This is a genomic window from Aeromonas sp. 601027, assembly GCF_049174455.1.
Classification (GTDB): domain Bacteria; phylum Pseudomonadota; class Gammaproteobacteria; order Enterobacterales; family Aeromonadaceae; genus Aeromonas; species Aeromonas veronii_A.
In genome coordinates this window covers 803,077-823,698 of record NZ_JAAKTN010000001.1, presented here as the reverse complement: position 1 = coordinate 823,698, position 20,622 = coordinate 803,077, and the positions used below count along the sequence as shown (strand labels likewise).

The following is a 20,622-nucleotide window of genomic DNA, read 5'->3' as shown; positions in this document are numbered from 1 at the left end:
TCCGGATTGATGCCTCTCTATCCGGCTCAGAACTGTGACAGTGAGGGCAGAGAGACAGCAACCAGGGTGAAAAACACCGTGAAAACGGCAGTAACGACAAACTCTTTCATTTTTCTCTCCCTAAGTTGTTGGTTAATGTAGTCAAGATACCATAACAAGGGGGTAAAACAAGGTGTAAATTGATAAAATAGCCACTTTATGTTTTTGGTTGGTTGAAATGGCTGTTTTTGTCATATTGAGCTGATTTTATCACCTGCTCTGGCATGGTAGGCATTCAAGATTCTATTTTTATGATTATTTCATTTAAATTCAATTGGTTGGTGAGATGCTGGTTGGCTTGGTGGTGGGTCTTGTATGGAGCTTTAGTGGCGTTTTATAAGTTTTCACCCTTGCAACAGTGCCATTGAGGCCATAAAAAGTGTGTAAGGCCATAGTTTGACGATTCCTGACGTAGATAGCTCATCCAAAAGAAGTCTATGGAGACAATCTGGTTGCCAGCCCTTGTCGTACCATCACTTTATCAGTCCGGAGTCTCCGCATTTTTACAGCAATATACTGGGTTCATAGGGAGGAGAGCGGTGCATCGGGGGGATACAGAGTAGCAGCTGGCTGTTTTATCACCGCCAATTTTCCCGTCGGGCTCGGTATAGACATGGCCGCAGCAAGAGTGAGGTGCGCAATAGGCCAGAGGCGTATTCTCTGGCTGGGCTGGGCTGGGCTGGGCTGGGCTGGGCTGGGCTGGGCTGGGCTGGGCGCGAGTAGCGATTTGCGTAGCCGGTGCATCTGCGTGAATCATGTGAGTGCAATACGAGAACTGCGCCGGAGCATGGTTGGATAAGATATCTGAATCCCTTCTGCAAGATTGAGATATAAAAAGCGGCGTATGACGAGGAGGCTGAACAAGCTCGTTTCAGGGGCGACAGAGCACAGGTCAACGCAATCCGGTTCGCAGTGATAAAACATCCACGACAATACCGGAACTCTGTTCGTAGGCTGAAGCCGGTTGCTGTGAGCAGAGGAAGGCTAGTGATCAGTCAGATGGCGCAAGGGTTGGGGATCAGGCAACCCGTATGGTGAGGGCCACACAGCGTGCCGATACATCAGTTTTTGTAAGATATAAAAAACCCTCCGATGGAGGGTTTTTGTCATCAACAGCCGGTAAAAAGCCACGAGGCTTAGAACAGGGTGGTGGAGAGGTTGTACAGCTCCTGATCGAACGGACGCTTCATGTTCTCGATGCAGTCGATGATGTCGTGGTGTACCAGCTCGTTGCGCTGGATACCGACGCAGCGACCACCGTGGCCAGCCAGCAGTTGCTCAACGGCGTATGCACCCATACGGCTGGACATGATGCGGTCACGAGCAGTCGGGGCACCGCCACGCTGGATATGACCCAGGATGGTGGCGCGGGTTTCACGACCGGTCAGGGCTTCGATGTCCTTGGCCAGCGCGTTCACGTCGGTAACGTGCTCGCAGATGGTGATGATGGCGTGCTTCTTGCCCTTGGCTTCGCCTTCCTTGATCTGCTTGAGTAGCTTCTCTTTGTCGAAGGCTACTTCCGGCACGATCACATATTCGGCACCACCGGCAACGGCGGCAGACATGGCCAGATCGCCACAGTGGCGGCCCATGATCTCGACCACGGAGATACGGTGGTGGGAGCTGCAGGTGTCGCGCAGACGGTCGATGGCGTCAACAACCACGTTCAGGGCAGTATCAAAGCCGATGGTGAAGTCGGTACCGGCGATGTCGTTGTCGATGGTGCCCGGCAGGCCGATGCAGGGGAAACCCTCTTCGGTCAGCTTCTTGGCACCCATGTAGGAGCCGTCACCACCGATGACGACCAGCGCATCGATACCGTGTTTTTTCAGGTTTTCGATCGCTTCGGCGCGCACTGCGGGGTCTTTGAAGGCAGGGAAACGGGCGGAGCCGAGGAAAGTACCACCACGGTTCACCACGTCGGAGACGCTGTGACGCTCCAGCTTGACGATGCGATCCTGGTGCAGACCGAGGTAGCCATCATAAATACCGTAAACTTCCAGGCCATGATGCAAACCGGCGCGAACCACGGCGCGAATGGCTGCGTTCATACCGGGTGCGTCGCCACCACTGGTCAAAACACCAATACGTTTGATTTGTTTGGTCATGAGTGCCTCTGGATCTGAGTTGTCAAATACGAATGTTTAAATAGACAAGCCACTTTTACTATATCGGCTTTCATATGGGATGCGGGGGCCACCATAGGAAAAGCGATACAAGAGAGGGGACGAGCCCCCCTCTTTGCCGTAATCTGCGATTACTTGGCAGCGCCAGCGATGATCTGGGAGAAGTCGTCCACTTTCAGGGACGCACCACCGACAAGGCCACCGTCGATGTCCGGCTGACCGAACAGGTCGGCTGCAGTGGCACCAGTGACGGAACCGCCGTACAGGATCTGTACTTTGGCAGCAACGGCGGCATCAAAACCGGCCAGGTACTGACGGATGTGAGCGTGAACGGACTGAGCGATCTCCGGAGTGGCAGTCTTGCCAGTACCGATGGCCCATACCGGCTCATAAGCGATAACGGCGTTGTTGAAGGAGGCGATGCCGCAACGGTCGATAACGGCTTTCAGCTGGGTCTCAACCACGTTTTTGGTCACGCCGGCTTCGAACTGCTCCAGAGTTTCACCGATGCACAGAACCGGCACCAGGCCGCCTTTCTGGATCGCTTCGTACTTGGCTGCAACCACGTCGTCACTCTCTGCGTGCAGGGTACGACGCTCGCTGTGGCCGACCAGAGAGTAGGTGCAACCAAAGGCTTTCAGCATGGAGGGGGCGTTTTCGCCGGTGAAGGCACCAGACTCGTGAACATCAGCGTTCTGGGCACCGTAGGCAATCTTGCTGCCAGCGGTCAGTTGCTCAACCAGACCCAAAAAGATAACCGGCGGGCAGACGGCGACTTGCACAGAAGGATGAGCGGCAGCAGCCGGGGTCAGTCCTTTGATCAGAGCTTCTACAGAAGCCTTGGTGCCGTTCAGTTTCCAGTTACCCATTACCAGGTGCTGTCTCATCTTGTATATCTCCTAGGCATTTGATTGCGCGACATTATATGAATTGAACCGAGCCCAAGATAGCTGACCCGGCGGCAAATGACGTAATTTTTTTTCGCTTTCCTGATCCAAATCAGGAATGAAACGCTTGATCGCTCATTCGTTAACCTGCCCCCGCAAGCGAGCCCACCATACCCCAATCCATTCGTGGATGGCAGCTTCGGAATACATCAGATAACGTCCTTTGGGTAAAAAACTGTAGAGCGGCTGGGGTACCTGGCTCTGCTTGGCGGTGTAATCGGTGGGGGCCGGCACGGCCTTGAGTCCCTGACCCTGATAGAGGGCCATGGCACGTGGCAAATGAGTGGCCGAACTGACCAGCGCCACCTCTTTTCCTTTCAGATGGCGGCTGATACTGACCGCTTCATCATGAGTGTCTTTGTTGTTTTCAAACAACGTCATCCGCGAGCGGGGTATGCCGAGGCTCTCGGCCATCCGGGCATTGACCTCGGCATTGGAGAGAGGATCCCCCGACACATAGCCGGAGAACACCAGCTCGGCGTCGGGATAGGCCTGGGCAAGGCGAACCCCTTCGAGAGTGCGGGCCAAGGCAATATTGTTTTGCCAACTGCGCATCGGCACCGCCGGGTCGCTGACATGGCCATTGCCGAGCACCACGATGGCTTCGATGTTGGGATGCTGGCTCACCTCGAACGGCGGGTAGGTCTGCTCCAGCCCGCGGGCCAGTTCATAGCTCATCGGCCGCATCCCCATCAGCGCCACAATGAGCAGCGAGAGAGTGGCCAGTAGTTTGCCGGTTTTCTGAAAACGGGTGAACCAGAGCAGCAGCAGGGCGACCAACAGCAGGGAGAGGGAGAAGGGGAGCGGCATCAACAGCTGACCCAGCCACTTTTTAATCACAAACACGGCAGACACTTCCTTGAGTTTTCAGCAAATTCGGGATGTGACAGAATACCTCTCTTTTTTGGGATGGCCACAACCCTGTGGCGCTAATGTTGAGTTTCTCCTTGAAGCACGATCAGAGTTTTGACGGGCGCGCCGACAAGTTCGCCCGCAACATTTACGACTCCACCAAGGGGCGCATCCGCACCACCATTGTCTGGAGCGACATCGAAGCCTGCCTGGCCCGCCTTGGCAACCGACCGCTGCGCATCCTCGATGCGGGAGGCGGTTTTGGCTATTTCGCCCAGAAGCTGGCGGCCATGGGCCATCAGGTGGAGCTGTGCGATCTGTCAGCCGAAATGCTGGAACTGGCCCGCAGCCAGATCGCCGAGAAGGGGCTGGAAGACAAAATTCGTCTCATCCAATGCCCCATTCAGGATCTGAAGCAACACGTGACCGGTACCTTTGATCTGGTGCTCTGCCATGCGGTGCTGGAGTGGCTCGCCGAGCCGCGCCAGACCTTGCTGGGTCTGTTCCCTTTCGTCAATGCCGGGGGCATACTGTCGCTGCTTTTCTACAACCGTCATGGTTTGCTGTTCCAGAGCTTGGTGGTGGGCAATTTTGACTATGTGCGCCTTGGTCTTCGCAAGAAGCGGCAGACTGCGCTTACGCCCACCAACCCCCAGTTGCCGGAGCAGGTCTATGACTGGATTGGTCGCGGGGGGCTGCGCATCATCGGCAAGACCGGGGTGCGGGTGATCCACGACTATATGCGTCACAAGCAGGATCAGGTGGAGAAGTTCGACGATCTGCTGGCCATGGAGCAGCAATATTGCCGTCAGGAGCCTTTTGTCGCCCTCGGTCGCTATATCCATGTGATGGCCCAGAAGCCGGCCAGTTGATTGCTCGCGGTTCACTTCGATGTGAACCATGTTTTCGATGCTACCGGATGTAGCCGCGCGCACGATTTTGCGCCCAATACAACAACGAGATGACAACATCATGATGAGTACATCCCGTACCCTGCCAGAGCGTTCTTTACCGGAGCTAGTAGGGTGGGTCAGGCAGGAGGGGTTGGCGTTGAGCCTGCCAACCGACCGGCTGGCCTTTCTGATTGCAATCAAGACCCTGTCCGAAGATGAGTCGGACTTGTCGGAAGCGGCGCTGCACGACGCCTTTGGCTATGTCAGCAGCGCTTTCGGCCAGATGGACGAGACCCTTACCGGTCGCGCCAACAACGCCATCAACGATCTCATTCGCCAGCAGCTGCTGTCGCGCTTCAACACCGACATGGTGGCGGGGGAGAGCCTCTACCGCCTGTCACGCCTGGGTGTGAGCATCGTCGACTTCTTTATGGATCAGCGTCAGGTTGACTCCATCAAGCTCTCCATTCTGCTCGAACACCTGGCTGCCGAGCTCGACACCGCCCGCAAGGCGGCGCTGGAAACCAACACCCGTGAGCAGTGGGATGCCGAGGTGCTGCCGCGCCTCACCTTCTCGCTGGAAGAGACCCTGGGCCGCATCGATCTCACCCAGCGCGCCATGGATGAGCAGCAGAATCAGGTCAAAAGCGAAATCGCGGCCCTGCTGACCCAGAACTGGGTCGATGCCATTCACAGCTGCGAAAAGCTGCTGCACGAGACCGGCCAGACTCTGCGCGAGCTGCAGGATACCCTGGACGCTGCCGGCCACCGCCTGCAGGCGGGGCTGCTCAACATTCAGGAAGCGGCGCAGGGGCGCGACGATCTGTTCCACGTCGAGGAGCTGACTCACGCCTTGCAAGGGCGCCTTGACGTCATCACCAGCTGGGGTCAGCAGTGCATCGAGCTCTGGTCCCGCTACGACAGACATGTCCACAAATTTATCCGCAACGCCATCGACATGGACAAGAACCGCGCCTTCAGCCAGCGGCTGCGCGAGTCCATCCGCAACTTCGAGCAGCACAACTGGCAGCTGCGGGTGGCCGAAGAGCCCCGCCTGCTGGAGCTGCGCGACGAAACCATCGCCATCCACGACGAGGAGGTGACCGGTGAGGTGCCCCTCGAGATGGAGTATGTCGAGATGGTGGATATCAACCAGGAGCTGGCCGAGCGCATCGAGCGCTATCTGGCCCGCTACCCCGAGCAGGGCCAGCAGCTGGACTTGGCCGATGTGCTGCGCGAATACCTGCTGGACTACCCGGCTCATGCCCACTTCGATGTGGCGCGTCTTCTGATCGACCAGGCCGTGCGCCTGGGCCATGCCAGCGGCGAGCGCGAACTGCATCGCCAACCCGCATGGAAACCCATTAACCAAGCTGGATCCAAGGTTCAGGCCTATGTCATTGATCAATTCTGAGTTTCCCTTGCCGCTGCGCCTCGCAGAGGCGATTGCCAACCCCTTGTTTCCGCGCATCGACACAGCCTTGCGCTCCGGTCGCCACATCAGTGCCGACGAGTTCGAGCAGCATTCGGCGCTGCTCGAATATCACAGCGAGCTGGAGATCTTCTACGGCCGCTATCAGGTGGAGCTGATCAAGGCGCCGGAAGGCTTCTTCTACCTGCGCCCGCGCCCGAGCTCCGACATCGGCACGACTGTGCTCTCCGAGCTCGATATGCTGGTGGGCAAGGTGCTCTGCTACCTCTACCTGAGTCCGGATCGTCTCGCCTCGGAAGGGGTATTTGCCATGGCCGAGCTGCAAGAGGAGGTGCTGAGCCTCGCCGACGAGAAGCAGCTGCTGCGGATGGTCAACAGCCGCTCCGGCGGTACCGATCTCGACAAGAAGAAGTTGCTCGAAAAGATCCGTACCTCCATGCGCCGTCTGCGCCGCCTTGGCATGATCACCGCTCTTGGTAACGGGGATAAATTCCGGGTCAACGAATCGGTGTTCCGTTTCGCCGCCGACGTGCGCTCCGATGAAGATCCGCGCGCCGTTCAGCTGCGGATGATCCAGGAGGGTGAAGCCATCTTCCACGACGACGAAATGCCGAGCAGCGACTCGCTCTTTGATGACATCGAGGCGGATCTCGATGAAGAACAACTGGATCTGGAGGTATAACCGGTGCGAGGCAAGTTCAAATCCCTGACCATGGTCAACTGGAACGGCTTCTTTGCCCGGACCTTCGATCTCGACCAGCTGGTCACCACTCTTTCCGGCGGCAATGGCGCGGGCAAGTCCACCACCATGGCGGCCTTTATCGCGGCGCTCATCCCCGATCAGTCACTGCTTCACTTCCGCAATACCACGGAAGCGGGATCGAGCAGCGCCTCCCGTGACAAGGGGCTCTACGGCAAGCTGCAGCGCGGCCACTGCTATTCCCTGCTGGAAGTGATGAACAGCCGCGAACAGCGGATCTGGGTCGGCGTTCACCTCGAACAGGTGGCCAACCGCGACAACAAGGTCAACATCACCCCGTTTGCGCTGGTGGATGTGCCGGAGAATCTGGCGCCGACCGATCTGCTGCTGGAGAAGCTCGATGGCGGCAAGGGGCGGGTACGCGCCTTCGCCGATCTGAAAGGGGCGGCAGCCGAGCTGGGGGCGCTGAAAGTCGCCAAATTCAATACGGTGACCGACTATCACAACTTCATGTTCGAGTTCGGCATCACCCCGAAGAAGCTGCGTGACCAGAAGGATCGCGGCAAGTTCTATCGCCTGATCGAGGCTTCCCTCTACGGCGGCATCTCCTCGTCCATCAGCCGTTCCCTGCGCGAATACCTGCTGCCGGAGAACTCCGGCGTGCGCAAGGCGTTTGCAGACATGGAGGCGGCCATCTATGAAAACCGCCGCACGCTGGAAGCGATCAAGGAAACCCAGGGGCAGCGGGATCTGTTCAAGAACCTGATCACCGAAACCACCCACTATGTGGCTGCCGACTATGTGCGCAACGCCGCCGAGAAGAGCCGTCTCTCCGAGCTGGCCCTCAAGGCGCGCCAGGAGCTGGCCGACAAGCGCCGCATTCTGGCCGAAGAGAAGCAGCGTGCTATCTATCTGGCCGATGAAGTGGAGCAGCTCACCAACCGCGAAAAACTGCTGACCGACGAGCTGGAGTCTGCCTCCGAGCATCTGGCCAAGGTGATGGCGGCTGTCAGCTTGCAGAAGAAGATCGAGATGTACCGCGCCGATCTGGCGGATCTCTCTGACAAACTCGAACAGCAGCAGGCGGTGGTGGAGGAGATCCACGGCCAGCTGCTGGAAGTGGAAGAGCGCAAGGAGCTGGCACAGGCAGAAGTCGACAGTCTCAAGACCCAGCTGGCCGACTACCAGCAGGCGCTCGATATCCAGCAGACCCGCGCCATCCAGTACCGTCAGGCGGTGCAGGCGCTGGAGGCTGCCCGCGAGCAGTGCGAGCTGTCGGGGCTGACCGCCGAACAGGCGAGCGACACCCTGCACCAGTTCCGCGCCGCCGAGCAGAGCCTCACCAGCCGGGTGCTGGGGGCAGAACAGCAATTGGCGCTGGCCAAGGCGGCAGTGGCCGAGCACGAAGCGGCGCTGGCGCTGCTGCTCAGCATCGCTCCGGAAACAGTGCGCGAGGCCGCCTGGCCCACCGCCCAGGCGCTGCTCAAGCGTCACATCGAAGACAAGGCTCGCATTGCCCAGGGGCAGGGGCTGCGCGCCGCGCTGGCTCGCCTCGAGAAAGAGAGCGAAAGCCAGAAGAGTCTCTTCAAGCTGCGTGACGAGCTGCAGCAGGCCTCTGGCCAGCTGATTGCCAGCAGCGATGAGCTGGAGATCTTCCTCGAAGCCCAGCGCACCCGTCAGGAGGAGCTCTCCGAGCAGCAGGCTGAGGTGAACCAGCGCCGCGCCAGCCTCGAGCATCAGGGCACTCAGCTCGGCCGTGATATTGCGGAGTTGACCAAGCTGGCGCCGCGCTGGCTGAAATCCTTTGAAAAGCTCGAACAGCTGCGCGAGCAGAGCGGTCTGCCACTTGCCACCGCCGAGGCACTCTCGGCCGGCATGCAGAGCGTGCTCGACAAGGAGCGCGAGTTCGAGCAGGAGAGCAACCGCATCGCGGCGCAGAAACAGGCGCTGGAGCTGCAAATTCGCAACCTGCAGCTGGGGGCCGGCGAGGCGGATCCGCGCCTGGCACGCATCGCCGAGCAGGTGGGGGGCGTACTGCTCTCCGATGTCTACGACGACATCTCCATCGACGATGCCCCTTACTACTCCGCGCTTTACGGCCCGGCTCGCAGCGCCCTGGTGGTGCTCGACCTCGAAGGCGCCATCGAGCGGCTGAAAAAGCTGGAAGATTGCCCGGAGGATATCTACCTCATTCAGGGCAACCCCGACTCCTTTGACGAGGATCTGGTGGAAGCGGACGAGCTGGGGGATGCCGTGCTGGTGCGCACCAGCAAGCGTCAGGTGCGCTTCTCCCGCTACCCCGAGTTGCCGCTGTTTGGTCGCGCCGCCCGTGAAAAGCGGATCGAGCAGCTCGACCTTGAGCGCGAAGGCCTCATCGAGGGTTACGCCAAGGCCGCCTTCGAGCAGCAGAAGTACCACCGTCTCTACGGCCACTTCCGCGACTTTATCGGCCAGCATCTGGACATCGCCTTCCGCCCCGACCCCGAAGCCGAAGTGCAGGCCAAACAGCACGAGCAGCGTATGCTGCAGGGAACCATAGCCGAGTGCGACAAGCAGCTGAGTGATGCCAAAGCGGCTGCCGCTCAGCTGACCCGCCATATCCAGCTGGTGCAGGGGATGCTGCCCTTTGCCCACCTGTTTGCCGAGACAGATCTGGCGGCCCGCCTCGAGGCGGCCCACGCCGACGTGGAAGCGCTGAAACAGGCCGAAGCCTTTATCGCCAAACACGGCAAGGCGCTGGAGAGGCTGGAAACCATGGTGCAGGTGCTGCGCCAGGATCCGCAGGATCTTGCGGCGCTGCAGGCGGCTTACGATGAGGTGAGCGACCTGCTGGCCGAGCAGAAGCGCCGTTGCTACGCCCTCGATCAGCTGGTGGCCCGTCTGCCACACTTTGCCTATCAGGATGCGCAAGACCTGCTGGGCAAGGCGTCCGAGATGAGCGAGCGACTCAAAGAGAAGCTCAAGGCGGCCGAGCTGGCGGCCCGCACCGCCGGCGAGCAGCACAAGCAGATTGCCCAGCGCCACACCGAGGCGTTGCAGCTGCGCACTGCGCTTAACTCCAGCGTCGAGGCCAAGCGCCAGACCCTGACCGAGTTCGAGCAGGAGCTGGCGGCCATGGGGCTGACCCTCTCTGACGATATGGAAGAGAAGGCGCGTGCCCACAAGAAAGAGATCGAAGAGCTGCTTATTCGCACCCGTTCCCGTCGCACCAGCGCCGAGGCCCAGTTACAGGTAACCAAGCGTGAGATTGAATCCCTCGGTGGCCGTCTCAAGCTGGAAGGCAAGGATTACTACGGCGCCCGTAAATCCCTGGTGGGTCACAAGGCGAGCTGGTCACGGGTGGTGCGTCTGGCGCGGGAGACCGACGTCGAGAAGCGCCTCAACAAGCGTGAGCTGGCGTACCTCGACAGCGACGAGCTGCGCTCCATGTCGGACAAGGCCCTCGGCGCCCTGCGGGTGGCGGTGGCCCACGACGAGGCCCTGCGCGATGCGCTGCGTCTCTCCGAGGGCAACCGCAGCACCGAGCAGAAGGTGGCCTTCTATGTGCAGGTCTACCGCTACCTCAAGGATCGCATTCGCAACGACATCATCCGCTCCGATGATCCGGTAGAGGCGATCGAGGAGATGGAGATCGAGCTGGCCCGCCTGGCCGATGAGCTCAAGCAGCGGGAAACCCATCTGTCGCTCTCCTCTCACGAGGTGGCGGCCAAGATCACCAACATCATCCGCCGTGAGCAGAACCGCATACGGGTGCTCAACCAGGGCTTGCAGAACATCGCCTTCGGTCTGGTGCGCGGGGTGCGCCTCAACGTCAATATTCGTGAGGCCCATACCCGTCTGCTGACGGCGCTGGCCGACCAAACTGCCATGCACAACGATCTGTTCGCCGACAAGGAGCTCAGCTTCTCCGAGGCGATGGCCAAGCTGTTCCAGCGCCTCAACCCGCAAGTGGAGCAGGGGGATCGCAGCTATCAGGTAATGGGCGACGTGCTGCTCGACTATCGCAACTATCTGGAGCTGGAGATCGAGGTGCAGCGCGGGGCCGATGGCTGGCTGCGGGCCGAGAGCGGCGCGCTCTCCACCGGCGAGGCGATCGGTACCGGTCAGGCCATCTTGCTGATGGTGCTGATCAGCTGGGAGGAAGAGTCCCGCCGTCTGCGCGGCAAGGACATCGCCCCGTGCCGCTTGCTGTTCCTCGACGAAGCGGCCCGTCTGGATGGCAAATCCATCGCCACCCTGTTCGAGCTGTGCGAGCGGCAGGATATGCAGCTGCTTATCGCTGCGCCCGAGAACATCAGCCCCGAGAAGGGCACCACCTACAAGCTCATCCGCAAGGTACAGGGCAAGCACGAGCACGTACATGTGGTGGGCCTGCGCGGTTTCGGCTTTGCCGACGACAAGCTGATTGCCTGAGAAGTCTCTGGCCCATCCCGACAAAGGATGACCGGTAACTAGTTGAAAGGGAGGCATTTGCCTCCCTTTTTGCATGGAGGATATGGCAAAGTAGCCGCGCGGTCGCTGTTGCCTGACAACAAGACGAGTAACATGATGAGTGCCTTGGAGCTATGGCAAGGTGAGGTCTCCCGCCTGCAAGCGTGTCGCCAGCGTCACCGGCCGTATCGAAGAAGAAAAATTGCGCATAGAGAAAAGAAGAAGAGAGGAGAGGGGAAAGGTGCAACATATCCAGAAAGGGCTGCTGTTATCTCTTTGCCTGCTGCTGGCGGCCTGTAGCAGCCGTTATGACGAGAGTCACGGCGGCAGCTGGCGCGGCTATAGCGAGACCGGTTACGCCAGCTATTATGCCGACCGTTATCACGGCAAAAAGACCGCCAGCGGCGAGATCTATCGCAACAACCTCAATAGCGCCGCCCATATGGAATTGCCCTTCGGCTCCATGGTGCGGGTCACCAACCTCGCCAACGGCAAGAGCGTAGTGGTCAAGGTCAATGACCGCGGCGCCTTTAAAAGTGGGCGTATTATCGATCTCTCCAAATCTGCCTTTAGCACCATCGGCAATATTCGCGACGGGATTATCAAAGTAAAAATAGAGGTGCTCTAGGCTGGGTGAACCCGTTTATACACGAAAATGGATGTTGATGAATGATATTGGAAGGCTGACATCGACCAGTCAGCCTTTCGGTAGATAAAGATATAACATTGATATGGATCAATATTTAATTCAGCTAAAAATGGATTTGTTATCAATGGAAAAAATCGATGATCGTGATTGATATTTATTTTAGCTTATCTCGCCTGTTCGGCCTTACTATGGGGCAAAAGGAGGGATTAGTGATGATTATCTATGGTAAATATGGTGGTGCAGCGCTGAGAGCTGTTCATCTGATGGTGCAGAATAATTATGGGCATGCCACCGCTTGGGATATGGCTATTGCTGAAGCATTTGGTGATGATATTAGTACAGGGAAATTCAAGAATAATCCAAAGGTAACTTTTTTGACTCTTTGCAGTCTTGGTTGTATCAGTTGCATCATGCCAGTTCATTATGTAGCTGCGACCAAAACCAGAGCATATGTGTTGGCTGCCATTGATTTATTGTCACACAAGGATATTACCAAACCGATCAATCCCGAGCAGTTATGGCTGGAAGTGGTCTCGGCCTGTAAGAGCGGCAAGGTTGTTAAGCATAACAATCAGATGGATGTCATTCTGACACTCTGGTATGCCGGTGTGCTTAACCCCGAGTGGGATAGGGATGCCATCAGGATAGACTATCGACGAATATAAAAAAGCCAAGGTAATGAATACCTTGGCCATGAAACATCAATTGGTTCTGGTCAGGGATGCACTATCGGAGTGTGCGAATGGCTTGCCATACACCATCAGGTTGGTGGTTTGACTGTATTTGAGGAGATCTTTCTCTGAGAAGTCCAGAGTCATCGAGAAATCCGTGGTGGAATCATTAATGGTCATATAATTGCTTTCCGCAATACCGCGCTTGCCCGTCTTGAACTCGATTTTGTTACCCGCTTTGCCTTCAGTGACCACACAGACTGCACGGGGTATACAGTATGAGTTGTAAACAAGCTGATTAGTCTTGTCATAAATCAGATAGCCGCGTTGGTCATGAAATTTCCCATTATCGCTTTTTCTGAATACTTCCTGTTTGTAATACATGGCTACCAGATATTGTTCGCTGGCATTTTTAGCATCGGCTGCCGGTTCAAAAGTAATGACTTCGTAAAAGGGTTCCACTGCCGGCCCCCCTTTGCCAACTTTGCTACCCTCCTGGCCGGGTGCTACATCTACACCACCAGCATCGGTGCTTTTCCATGTGCCAGCCAACTGAGCTAATGGACCAAAATCCAGACCGTTGATAATAGTGCTGGACTCTGCGTGAGCGAGCGTGGCACAGGTAATTAATGCTATGGGTAAGATAACTTTATTCATTGTGATAACTCCATCACTAATAATGACTTGCGAATAAATATGTTCAGCAAAGTAATTGTTATAACGCACCAAGGGTGTGGTCAATGATATTGAGTGATAGTGGTTCGTTTTTGTGATGTATGATTTGCTTTTTCGTGGCTAAATAAATTGAATTTGATATAAGACAATGTTGTATTTTTTCATCGCGCTTCCTCAGATATATCGTGATAGAGATAAAGGAACATTGACATGATGCGATGATTATTATGTCAACGGCGTGAATATTTCACTCAGCCCCATCAATTGAAGGCGATAGCCACTAACTCTGTGGCACCCTGACCCCTTTATCGAGATAGAGGCTGCTGTAGTGGGCGCGGTGGGTGACAAACATCACCTGATGGCGGCTGCCGTCGGAGAGGATAACAAAATCCCCCGCCTGAGCGGGGCTCTGCAAGGTGATCTCCTGCTCGGGGGCGGTCAGGCGATCGACATCTTCCTTGAAAGTGAGGGTGTAAGAGTACATATGGCGCTCCACTGCTGGCTCATATCAAACACTCCGTTGAAGGTAGTTGCTGACAAGGGGGCGCGCGGCGCCCGATTGGCGCTGTTAGACCAAATAGCGGTGATGAGAACGTGCGTGGTTTCAGCTGGGTTGTTCTGCTGAGGTGCGCTTGAGGCGTTTACATCAAGGCCATTGGTATCAAAACGATGGTAAAGGGGCGAAAGGGGGATGAAAAAACCGCCTATTGGCGGTTTTTCTTATGCGATGGGCCCTACTTCAGGGCCTTCTTCAGCTTCTTGATCTTGCTTTCATGCTTGGCAATTTTCTCAAGACGAGCGGCGATCTTCTTCTTGATCTCTTTTTTGCTTGCTTTGGCCATCGGTGGCGCTCCTTTGCAGTGGGGACACATCAAGTGTCAGTGTGGGTCTTCCCTTTGACGTCCCAGAGTGCCACAGGGCTCCTGTGTGAACCAGCATTCTGTTGCTTTAATAGCCAGTTCGCTATAACTGCAAGGGGCTGAGCCAGCGCAGCAGTTGCTGGCCAACCTGCGGGTTGGCGAGCAGGGCCATATGGCTGGTGCGATAGACAATCAGGGTATGGGCAGGAAGAAAAGCCAGCTGATGGCGCGCTTCGTTGTGCTGACCGAGGGCACTGCGTAGCGGCACCAGTCCATCGCCAATCAGCCGGTCGGCCAGCAGGCTGCGCTTGGCGGCAGTGGTCGCGGCGATGGCATAACAGTTGACGCTGCAGGGTAAGGGGAGTGGAACGCGGGGATCGCGCAAGGGCACGGCGGGGTCGGGTTGGGCCACTTCGTCGATCACCTTGCCGTGGCGCAGATCCTTGATGCCTGCACTGCGCAGCCGCGCCAGTCTGACGAAGGGTTCGCTGTAGGCGGTAGCGGGCAACAACTGTTCCAGCCAGTGACCTGCATGTTCGAGCGGTGCGCCGTGGTGTGGTGTGCCGAGAAATATCAGGTTGGCAAGGTGCGCAGGCCAGGTGAGCCCGGCCACGCCGGCATGGTGGCAGGCGCTGCGTGCAACCAGTCCCCCCATGCTATAGCCCATTATCGTTATCTCTTTGAGCTCTCCCGGCCAGTGGGCGAGCAACTGCTCCAGCAACAGAGCAAGTTGCTGCCCGTTTTGTGCGATGGGCAGGCCCGAGTTGTAGCGCAGGTAAAGAGGCTGATAGCCAAGCGCGTTGGCAAGTTGCTCCCCGTGATTGACCGGCTTGCCTTGATGCTCGGTCTGCCACTGCAGATCGTTCATGCAGAGGCCATGGATCATCAGCAGCACCCGTCCCTCGCGGGGTAGATCCTTTGGCATCGCTTGCCAATCGAGGGGCTTGCCCTGATAGCGCAGTGTCATGGGGGTGGCGAGGGCATTGTGGTGCTCGACCAGCTTGTCCCCCAACATGCCGTTGAGCGTGGCGATCAGGGCTGCACGTTTCGGGGTTTCGGGGATCTGGTGGGGCGGCGGAGTGGCTGGCAGGCGGCTGAGCAGTTGGTTGATGCCGCTGCTTAGGTTGTTGGCGGCGCCATGTACCCCCTTGTAGACCAGCCCGGTGATCCCGGCTGTCTTCCCCTCATCCCGCCCCTTGAGACCCATACCGCTTAGCACCGCCTGATGTACCGCTTCGGTGATCTCTACCGCGGCGGGCAGCGCCAGAGTCAGCAGGTGCGCCAGCTCGCGGATATCCGAAAGATGCCAGGAAGAGGATGGCGATGGGTCTGTGGCGTCGGTCATGGCAAGCCCTTGTGAAAGCGGGTGTCGCGTTGTCGTGCCGCGAAGAGCGCTGCGTATCTCTATATCAAACCAGCTTGCGCCCTTTGTAGTGGGTTTACCAGTAACGGGCCATGCATGGCGGGGTTGATAAGAACCGCTTGCGAAGCCGGTCACGGTAATGACAGGGAAAATCACCTCTACTTCGTCATATGAAGCCGCATGGAGAGGTGATGATGTCGCTGTTTGATGAGGTGCGGGTACAGAATTTGTGTGCACGGTTGTTCGATAGCCAGAATGGAAAGGGCTGCTCCCTTGAGAGTCGGCATGGCCGCGAGTTGAAGGATCTGTTGCAGGCAGTGGCGGGGATCAAGCCGGTTGGCCGAGGTGCTCATTATGCGTTGACCGACGCGGGGCGGACTTATCTGACCGGACAACTGGCACGGGCAGAGCACCCCGAACCGGACAAGGGTGAGCTGCTGCAACGTTTGGGAGTGAGTTTGCCTGCACGGCTCAATCAGGCCTGCTTTTATGCCCTCTGGCATGGGGACAGCAAGCATTCGCGATCAGCATCCCTTGCAGCGCCAATGCTTGCGGACTTGACGCTCACGCAAGATGAGGTGATCCGCATCCGTACCCTCGAGCCGCTCTCACTGGTCGATCTGCACGGTCAGCAGCACGATATGACGGCAATAATGGCGCTGCTGGGGGAATTGGCGTTGCCGGAGCGGACTCTGGGCACGCTGGCGGCCATCGGCTGGCAAGGTGAGCGGGTCATTACGGTGGAGAACAAGGGTGCCTTTGTCGACTACCCGCTGCAACCCGGGCAACTGCTGCTCTTTGCCCCCGGTCGCAATACTACCCTGGCCAAGCAGCTGATCCCGCTGCTGCCTGCGGGCGTGCAGTGGGCACATTTTGGCGATCTCGATCAACGGGGTATCGATATTGCCATAGAGCTGGCGCGCGAGCTAAATCGACCGGCCATGCTCTGGCTTCCCTGTGAGCTGCAACCTTATCTGGATCACTATGCCCGTCCGGTACGCACCTTTGCGACGGACAGTGGCAAGGTGCCCTGGCGTGTGACTAAGCAGGCTGATCAGGTCGATAGTCATGGCGCGTTGGCAGGCGTTCCCTGGCTCGATAAACTGATCACAGACGGGACTTGGCTGGAGCAGGAGGTATTGATTCTGGCCCCTCACTGGCGGAGTTGGTCATTGGACGCGATGGGCAATCAGGGGTGAAACGGGGTGCCCGCGCTCCCCGTCATTTCGTGGTCAGCTGCTTACTTGGCGTTGATGGGCCCCTTGGTGCCGGCATCATTATCGACCCAGCCGTCTTCACCCTTGATGCGGCGATCCCCCTGAATGGTGTAGATGACCATGCCATCTTTGAACACCAGCGCGCCATCGGATTTCTTGGCATTGACCTTCTTGTCGTTGACCCACACCTGATCCTTGCCATCGATGCGGATATTGGCCACGGTGGCGCCGGTTTGGGGGAAAGTGGCGATCCAGTTGCCCGCATAGGGGCTGGCGCTGGTTGCCGCGGCCGGAGCATTGCCAACACCGGTAGCCGCGTTCTCAGCCTTGGTTTTGTTGATATCGCAGCCATTGAGCTCGCTCACCTGAGTGCAGCCCGAGCGCTCCAGCTTCTGCTCATAGCTGAGATTCAGACCGCCCTCCGCGGCCGGGGCGGCCGCGCTAAATCCCGCCTTGGCATTTTCCGCTTTGGTTTTGTGAATGTCACAGCCCTGCGCCTCGGTGACCTGGGTGCAGCCGGAGCGCTCCAGCTGCTCGGCATATTTGGCGCTGATGGCGTGGGCAGGGGCGATCCCGAGCAGGGTCAGGGTGATGAGCAGAGCAGCATTCCTGGACATAGATAATCCCTCAAAGATGTAAGTCATGCAGGTTCTTCCGCGCAGTTGCGGTAGTGAACGTCGGGCTCTTCTGAGCATCCGAGACAGATGCGCAGCTGGCGTATTCACGTTAGCACCTTGGGCCAACCGCGCCCAGCGATGTGGCCGGAAGATAAGGCGAGAGGCGATACGGGAGTGCAGGGGAAGCGAGATAGCAGCAGTGTCAACGCTGGAGAGATCATTCCAAGAGAAAAGGTGTTGCGGGCATTATCATAATGATAACAACAGCCCCGTCGATATCATTTCAGCCCCTGAAACTGACCTTTGATGATAATTCTCACCGATGCCGAGATATCGCCTCTGATTATTATCACTCGGCTATTTTATGGCTTGGCTGATCCGCTCACCTTTTTATGGATTAAATCGCTGAAATAGCCGCTGATTTTGTGGGTGGCATCACACACTTTTGCCATTTATTAATATCTGCCTGCATTTTATTGGTTTGGCACGGTTATTGATTGCCTCATATCGACGCTAACCGACGCGCTCACCCACAACCGGGATGCTGGTGACATCGTGAGTGAAAGGGGAGCTATCCATATCTCATCCAATGATTGGGGCGAACGATGAAAGCAGTTAACGAATTAATCAAAGAGATCAGAGCACTCAAATCCAACCTGCATGAAAAAGATTTTCTGCTGACCTGGGAGCAAACTCCTCAGGAGCTGGAGCTGGTATTGAAACTGGCCGAATCCCTCAAGACCCTGCGCGCCGAAAATATCTGCACCAAACTGTTTAACAGCGGGCTCGGTATCTCGGTTTTCCGCGATAACTCCACCCGAACCCGCTTCTCTTACGCCTCTGCGCTGAACCTGCTCGGTCTGGCCCAGCAGGATCTGGATGAGGGTAAATCCCAGATCGCCCACGGCGAGACCGTCCGTGAAACGGCCAACATGATTTCCTTCTGCGCCGATGCCATCGGCATCCGTGACGACATGTTCCTCGGTGCCGGTAACGCCTATATGCGTGAAGTGGGCGCGGCACTGGATGAAGGGTTCGAGAAGGGGGTGCTGCCCCAGCGTCCGGCGCTGGTCAACCTGCAGTGCGACATTGATCACCCGACCCAGTCCATGGCTGATCTCGCCTGGTTGCAGGAGCACTTTGGCAGCCTGGAGAGCCTCAAGGGCAAGAAGATTGCCATGACCTGGGCCTACTCCCCGAGCTACGGCAAGCCGCTCTCCGTGCCGCAGGGCATCATAGGTCTGATGACCCGCTTCGGTATGGATGTGACCCTGGCCCATCCGGAGGGGTATGACCTGATCCCGGACGTGATCGAAGTGGCCAAAGAGAATGCCAAGGCCTCCGGCGGCAGCTTCCGTCAGGTCACCTCCATGGAAGAGGCTTTCAAGGATGCAGATATCGTCTATCCCAAGTCCTGGGCTCCCTACAAGGTGATGGAGCAGCGTACCGAGCTGTTGCGTGCCAATGACCACGCCGGTCTCAAAGAGCTGGAGAAACATTGCCTTGAGCAGAACGCCAAGCACAAGGATTGGCACTGCACCGAGGAGATGATGAAGCTCACCAAGGGGGGCGAGGCGCTCTATATGCACTGCCTGCCGGCCGATATTTCCGGCGTCTCCTGCAAAGAGGGTGAAGTGACCGAAGGGGTATTCGAGAAATATCGTATCGCCACTTATAAAGAGGCGAGCTGGAAGCCCTATATTATCGCCGCCATGATCATGGCTCGTAAATTCTCCGCGCCGGCAGAAACCCTGGAAAATCTGATTAAAGAGGCGCAAAAGCGGGTGAAATAAATAACAGCAGGGGCAGGGTGAATATTCATCCTGCCCACACTGTCGAATCCATTATTTCGAGTTTTCTCCCCGTGGTATCTGGATAACGGATCTCCCGGCGAGGCAGCTCTTTGTCAGGTAACGCCTAGTGAGGTAAGCATGTCCCAATTTTCGCTGAAGATGGATATTGCCGATAACCGCTTTTTTACCGCCGAGCCATCTCCGCTGTTTTCTCGCGCCGAAGCACAAAAGGCTCGCGCTTTTCATAAAAAACTGGCCGGTTATGAGCCGACCCCATTGTGCGACCTGAAAGATCTGGCCGCCTATATCGGGGTGAAAAATATATTGGTCAAGGACGAGTCAAAGCGCTTTGGCCTCAATGCCTTCAAGATGCTGGGTGGCGTTTATGCCATCGCCAACCTGCTCTGTGAAAAGTACGGGGTGGCCATCGAAGATTTCTCCTTCGATCTCATCAAACGCACCATCAAGGAGCCGATGACCTTCGCCACCACCACTGATGGCAACCACGGTCGTGGCGTCGCCTGGGCCGCCAAGCAGGTGGGTCAGCATGCGGTGGTCTACATGCCCAAGGGCTCTGCCCAGGAGCGGGTTGACCACATTCTCAATCTCGGTGCCGAGTGCATCGTCACCGACATGAACTACGACGACACCGTGCGCCTGACCATGAAGATGGCCGAAGAGCGCGGCTGGCACATAGTGCAGGACACCGCTTGGGAGGGTTACACCAAGATCCCGACCTGGATCATGCAGGGGTACTCCACCCTGGCCGACGAAGCGGTCGAGCAGATGCAGGATATGGGCATCAAGCAGCCGACCCACGTGCTGCTGCAGGCTGGGGTAGGGGCGCTGGCGGGCGGTGTGCTCGGTTATCTGGTGGACTGCTTCGGGGCGAAAAATCTGCACAGCATCGTGGTCGAGCCGGATCAGGCCGACTGCATCTACCGCTCCGGCGTGGCGGGGGAGATGGTCAACGTGGGGGGCGACATGCGCACCATCATGGCCGGTCTTGCCTGTGGCGAACCCAATCCGCTTGGTTGGCCGCTGCTCAAGAGCTGCACCACCCAGTTTATCTCCTGTCACGACAAGGTATCGGCATTGGGCATGAGAGTGCTTGGCAACCCTCTTGGCAATGACCCCCGCATCATCTCCGGTGAGTCCGGCTCGGTCGGTACCGGCGTGCTGGCTGCGGTGCGTCACCACCCGGATCGCGCGGCGCTGATGGCGCGTCTCGGGCTGGATAGCAACTCGGTCGTGCTGATCATCAACACCGAAGGGGACACCGATGTGAAGCACTACCGGGAAGTGGTGTGGGAAGGCAAACATCCTGCCTGCGACTAGCTCTCCCGCCAGAGCAGAG

The 20,622-nt window shown here is 57.5% G+C and carries 16 protein-coding genes; 9 read left to right on the top strand and 7 right to left on the bottom strand.

From position 1 onward, the window contains the following. Positions 1–1,175 precede the first annotated feature (1,175 nt). From pfkA to elyC, 3 genes are all read right to left on the bottom strand, one after another. A complete protein-coding gene (gene pfkA, locus G5193_RS03490) occupies positions 1,176–2,147 on the bottom strand; it encodes a 6-phosphofructokinase (protein ID WP_005336840.1) in 972 nt (323 codons plus the stop codon). A 149-nt stretch (positions 2,148–2,296) separates the two neighbouring features. Continuing rightward, a complete protein-coding gene (gene tpiA, locus G5193_RS03485; protein WP_040069280.1) occupies positions 2,297–3,052 on the bottom strand; it encodes a triose-phosphate isomerase in 756 nt (251 codons plus the stop codon). 135 nt (positions 3,053–3,187) lie between these two features. Further along, a complete protein-coding gene (elyC, locus tag G5193_RS03480; RefSeq protein ID WP_421204956.1) occupies positions 3,188–3,958 on the bottom strand; it encodes an envelope biogenesis factor ElyC in 771 nt (256 codons plus the stop codon). Between the two features lie 101 nt (positions 3,959–4,059). On the opposite strand from elyC, the gene cmoM reads away from it, so the two are divergent. The 6 genes from cmoM to G5193_RS03450 all read left to right on the top strand — a co-directional run bounded on the left by cmoM (position 4,060) and on the right by G5193_RS03450 (position 12,734). Next, positions 4,060–4,836 carry a tRNA uridine 5-oxyacetic acid(34) methyltransferase CmoM gene (gene cmoM, locus G5193_RS03475; protein ID WP_421204955.1) on the top strand — a complete coding sequence of 259 codons (777 nt, stop codon included), beginning with the start codon at positions 4,060–4,062 and terminating at the stop codon, positions 4,834–4,836. A 100-nt stretch (positions 4,837–4,936) separates the two neighbouring features. Continuing rightward, positions 4,937–6,271 (top strand): chromosome partition protein MukF, encoded by a 1,335-nt coding sequence (gene mukF / locus G5193_RS03470; RefSeq protein WP_026034988.1) that lies wholly within the window; start codon positions 4,937–4,939, stop codon positions 6,269–6,271. Beyond that, positions 6,252–6,971 (top strand): chromosome partition protein MukE, encoded by a 720-nt coding sequence (gene mukE, locus G5193_RS03465; protein ID WP_042055934.1) that lies wholly within the window; start codon positions 6,252–6,254, stop codon positions 6,969–6,971. Before mukF ends, mukE begins: the two co-directional genes overlap by 20 nt. Positions 6,972–6,974: 3 nt before the next feature. Further along, entirely contained in the window at positions 6,975–11,402 is a 4,428-nt protein-coding gene (gene mukB, locus G5193_RS03460) for a chromosome partition protein MukB (protein ID WP_421204954.1), read from the top strand. A gap of 259 nt (positions 11,403–11,661) precedes the next feature. After that, positions 11,662–12,048: a septal ring lytic transglycosylase RlpA family protein gene (locus tag G5193_RS03455; protein ID WP_162506377.1), complete on the top strand. Its 387-nt coding sequence runs from the start codon at positions 11,662–11,664 to the stop codon at positions 12,046–12,048. Positions 12,049–12,206: 158 nt separating this feature from the next. Further along, positions 12,207–12,734 (top strand): DUF6979 family protein, encoded by a 528-nt coding sequence (locus tag G5193_RS03450; RefSeq protein WP_236727593.1) that lies wholly within the window; start codon positions 12,207–12,209, stop codon positions 12,732–12,734. Between the two features lie 36 nt (positions 12,735–12,770). Here the strand turns inward: G5193_RS03450 and G5193_RS03445 are convergent, their stop codons facing one another. The 3 genes from G5193_RS03445 to G5193_RS03435 all read right to left on the bottom strand — a co-directional run bounded on the left by G5193_RS03445 (position 12,771) and on the right by G5193_RS03435 (position 15,620). After that, entirely contained in the window at positions 12,771–13,397 is a 627-nt protein-coding gene (locus G5193_RS03445) for a heme-binding beta-barrel domain-containing protein (protein WP_042055942.1), read from the bottom strand. A 298-nt stretch (positions 13,398–13,695) separates the two neighbouring features. Beyond that, positions 13,696–13,899: a hypothetical protein gene (locus tag G5193_RS03440; protein ID WP_042055946.1), complete on the bottom strand. Its 204-nt coding sequence runs from the start codon at positions 13,897–13,899 to the stop codon at positions 13,696–13,698. 479 nt (positions 13,900–14,378) lie between these two features. Continuing rightward, positions 14,379–15,620, bottom strand: coding sequence for an esterase/lipase family protein (locus tag G5193_RS03435; protein ID WP_421204953.1), 1,242 nt, complete (start codon positions 15,618–15,620; stop codon positions 14,379–14,381). A 212-nt stretch (positions 15,621–15,832) separates the two neighbouring features. Here G5193_RS03435 and G5193_RS03430 point away from each other — a divergent pair, with 212 nt between their 5' ends. Further along, the gene (locus G5193_RS03430) at positions 15,833–16,837 is read left to right on the top strand and encodes a Wadjet anti-phage system protein JetD domain-containing protein (RefSeq protein ID WP_421204994.1); all 1,005 of its coding nucleotides are present in this window, start codon (positions 15,833–15,835) and stop codon (positions 16,835–16,837) included. A gap of 41 nt (positions 16,838–16,878) precedes the next feature. On the opposite strand, the gene G5193_RS03425 is transcribed toward G5193_RS03430, so the two are convergent. Next, entirely contained in the window at positions 16,879–17,472 is a 594-nt protein-coding gene (locus G5193_RS03425) for a hypothetical protein (protein WP_421204952.1), read from the bottom strand. A 605-nt stretch (positions 17,473–18,077) separates the two neighbouring features. Between G5193_RS03425 and ygeW the strand changes: the two genes are divergently transcribed. Next, on the top strand, positions 18,078–19,265 hold the full coding sequence (ygeW, locus tag G5193_RS03420) for a knotted carbamoyltransferase YgeW (protein ID WP_005336811.1): 1,188 nt from the start codon (positions 18,078–18,080) through the stop codon (positions 19,263–19,265). Between the two features lie 138 nt (positions 19,266–19,403). Next, on the top strand, positions 19,404–20,603 hold the full coding sequence (gene dpaL / locus G5193_RS03415; RefSeq protein ID WP_139408281.1) for a diaminopropionate ammonia-lyase: 1,200 nt from the start codon (positions 19,404–19,406) through the stop codon (positions 20,601–20,603). The last annotated feature ends 19 nt before the right edge of the window (positions 20,604–20,622 follow it).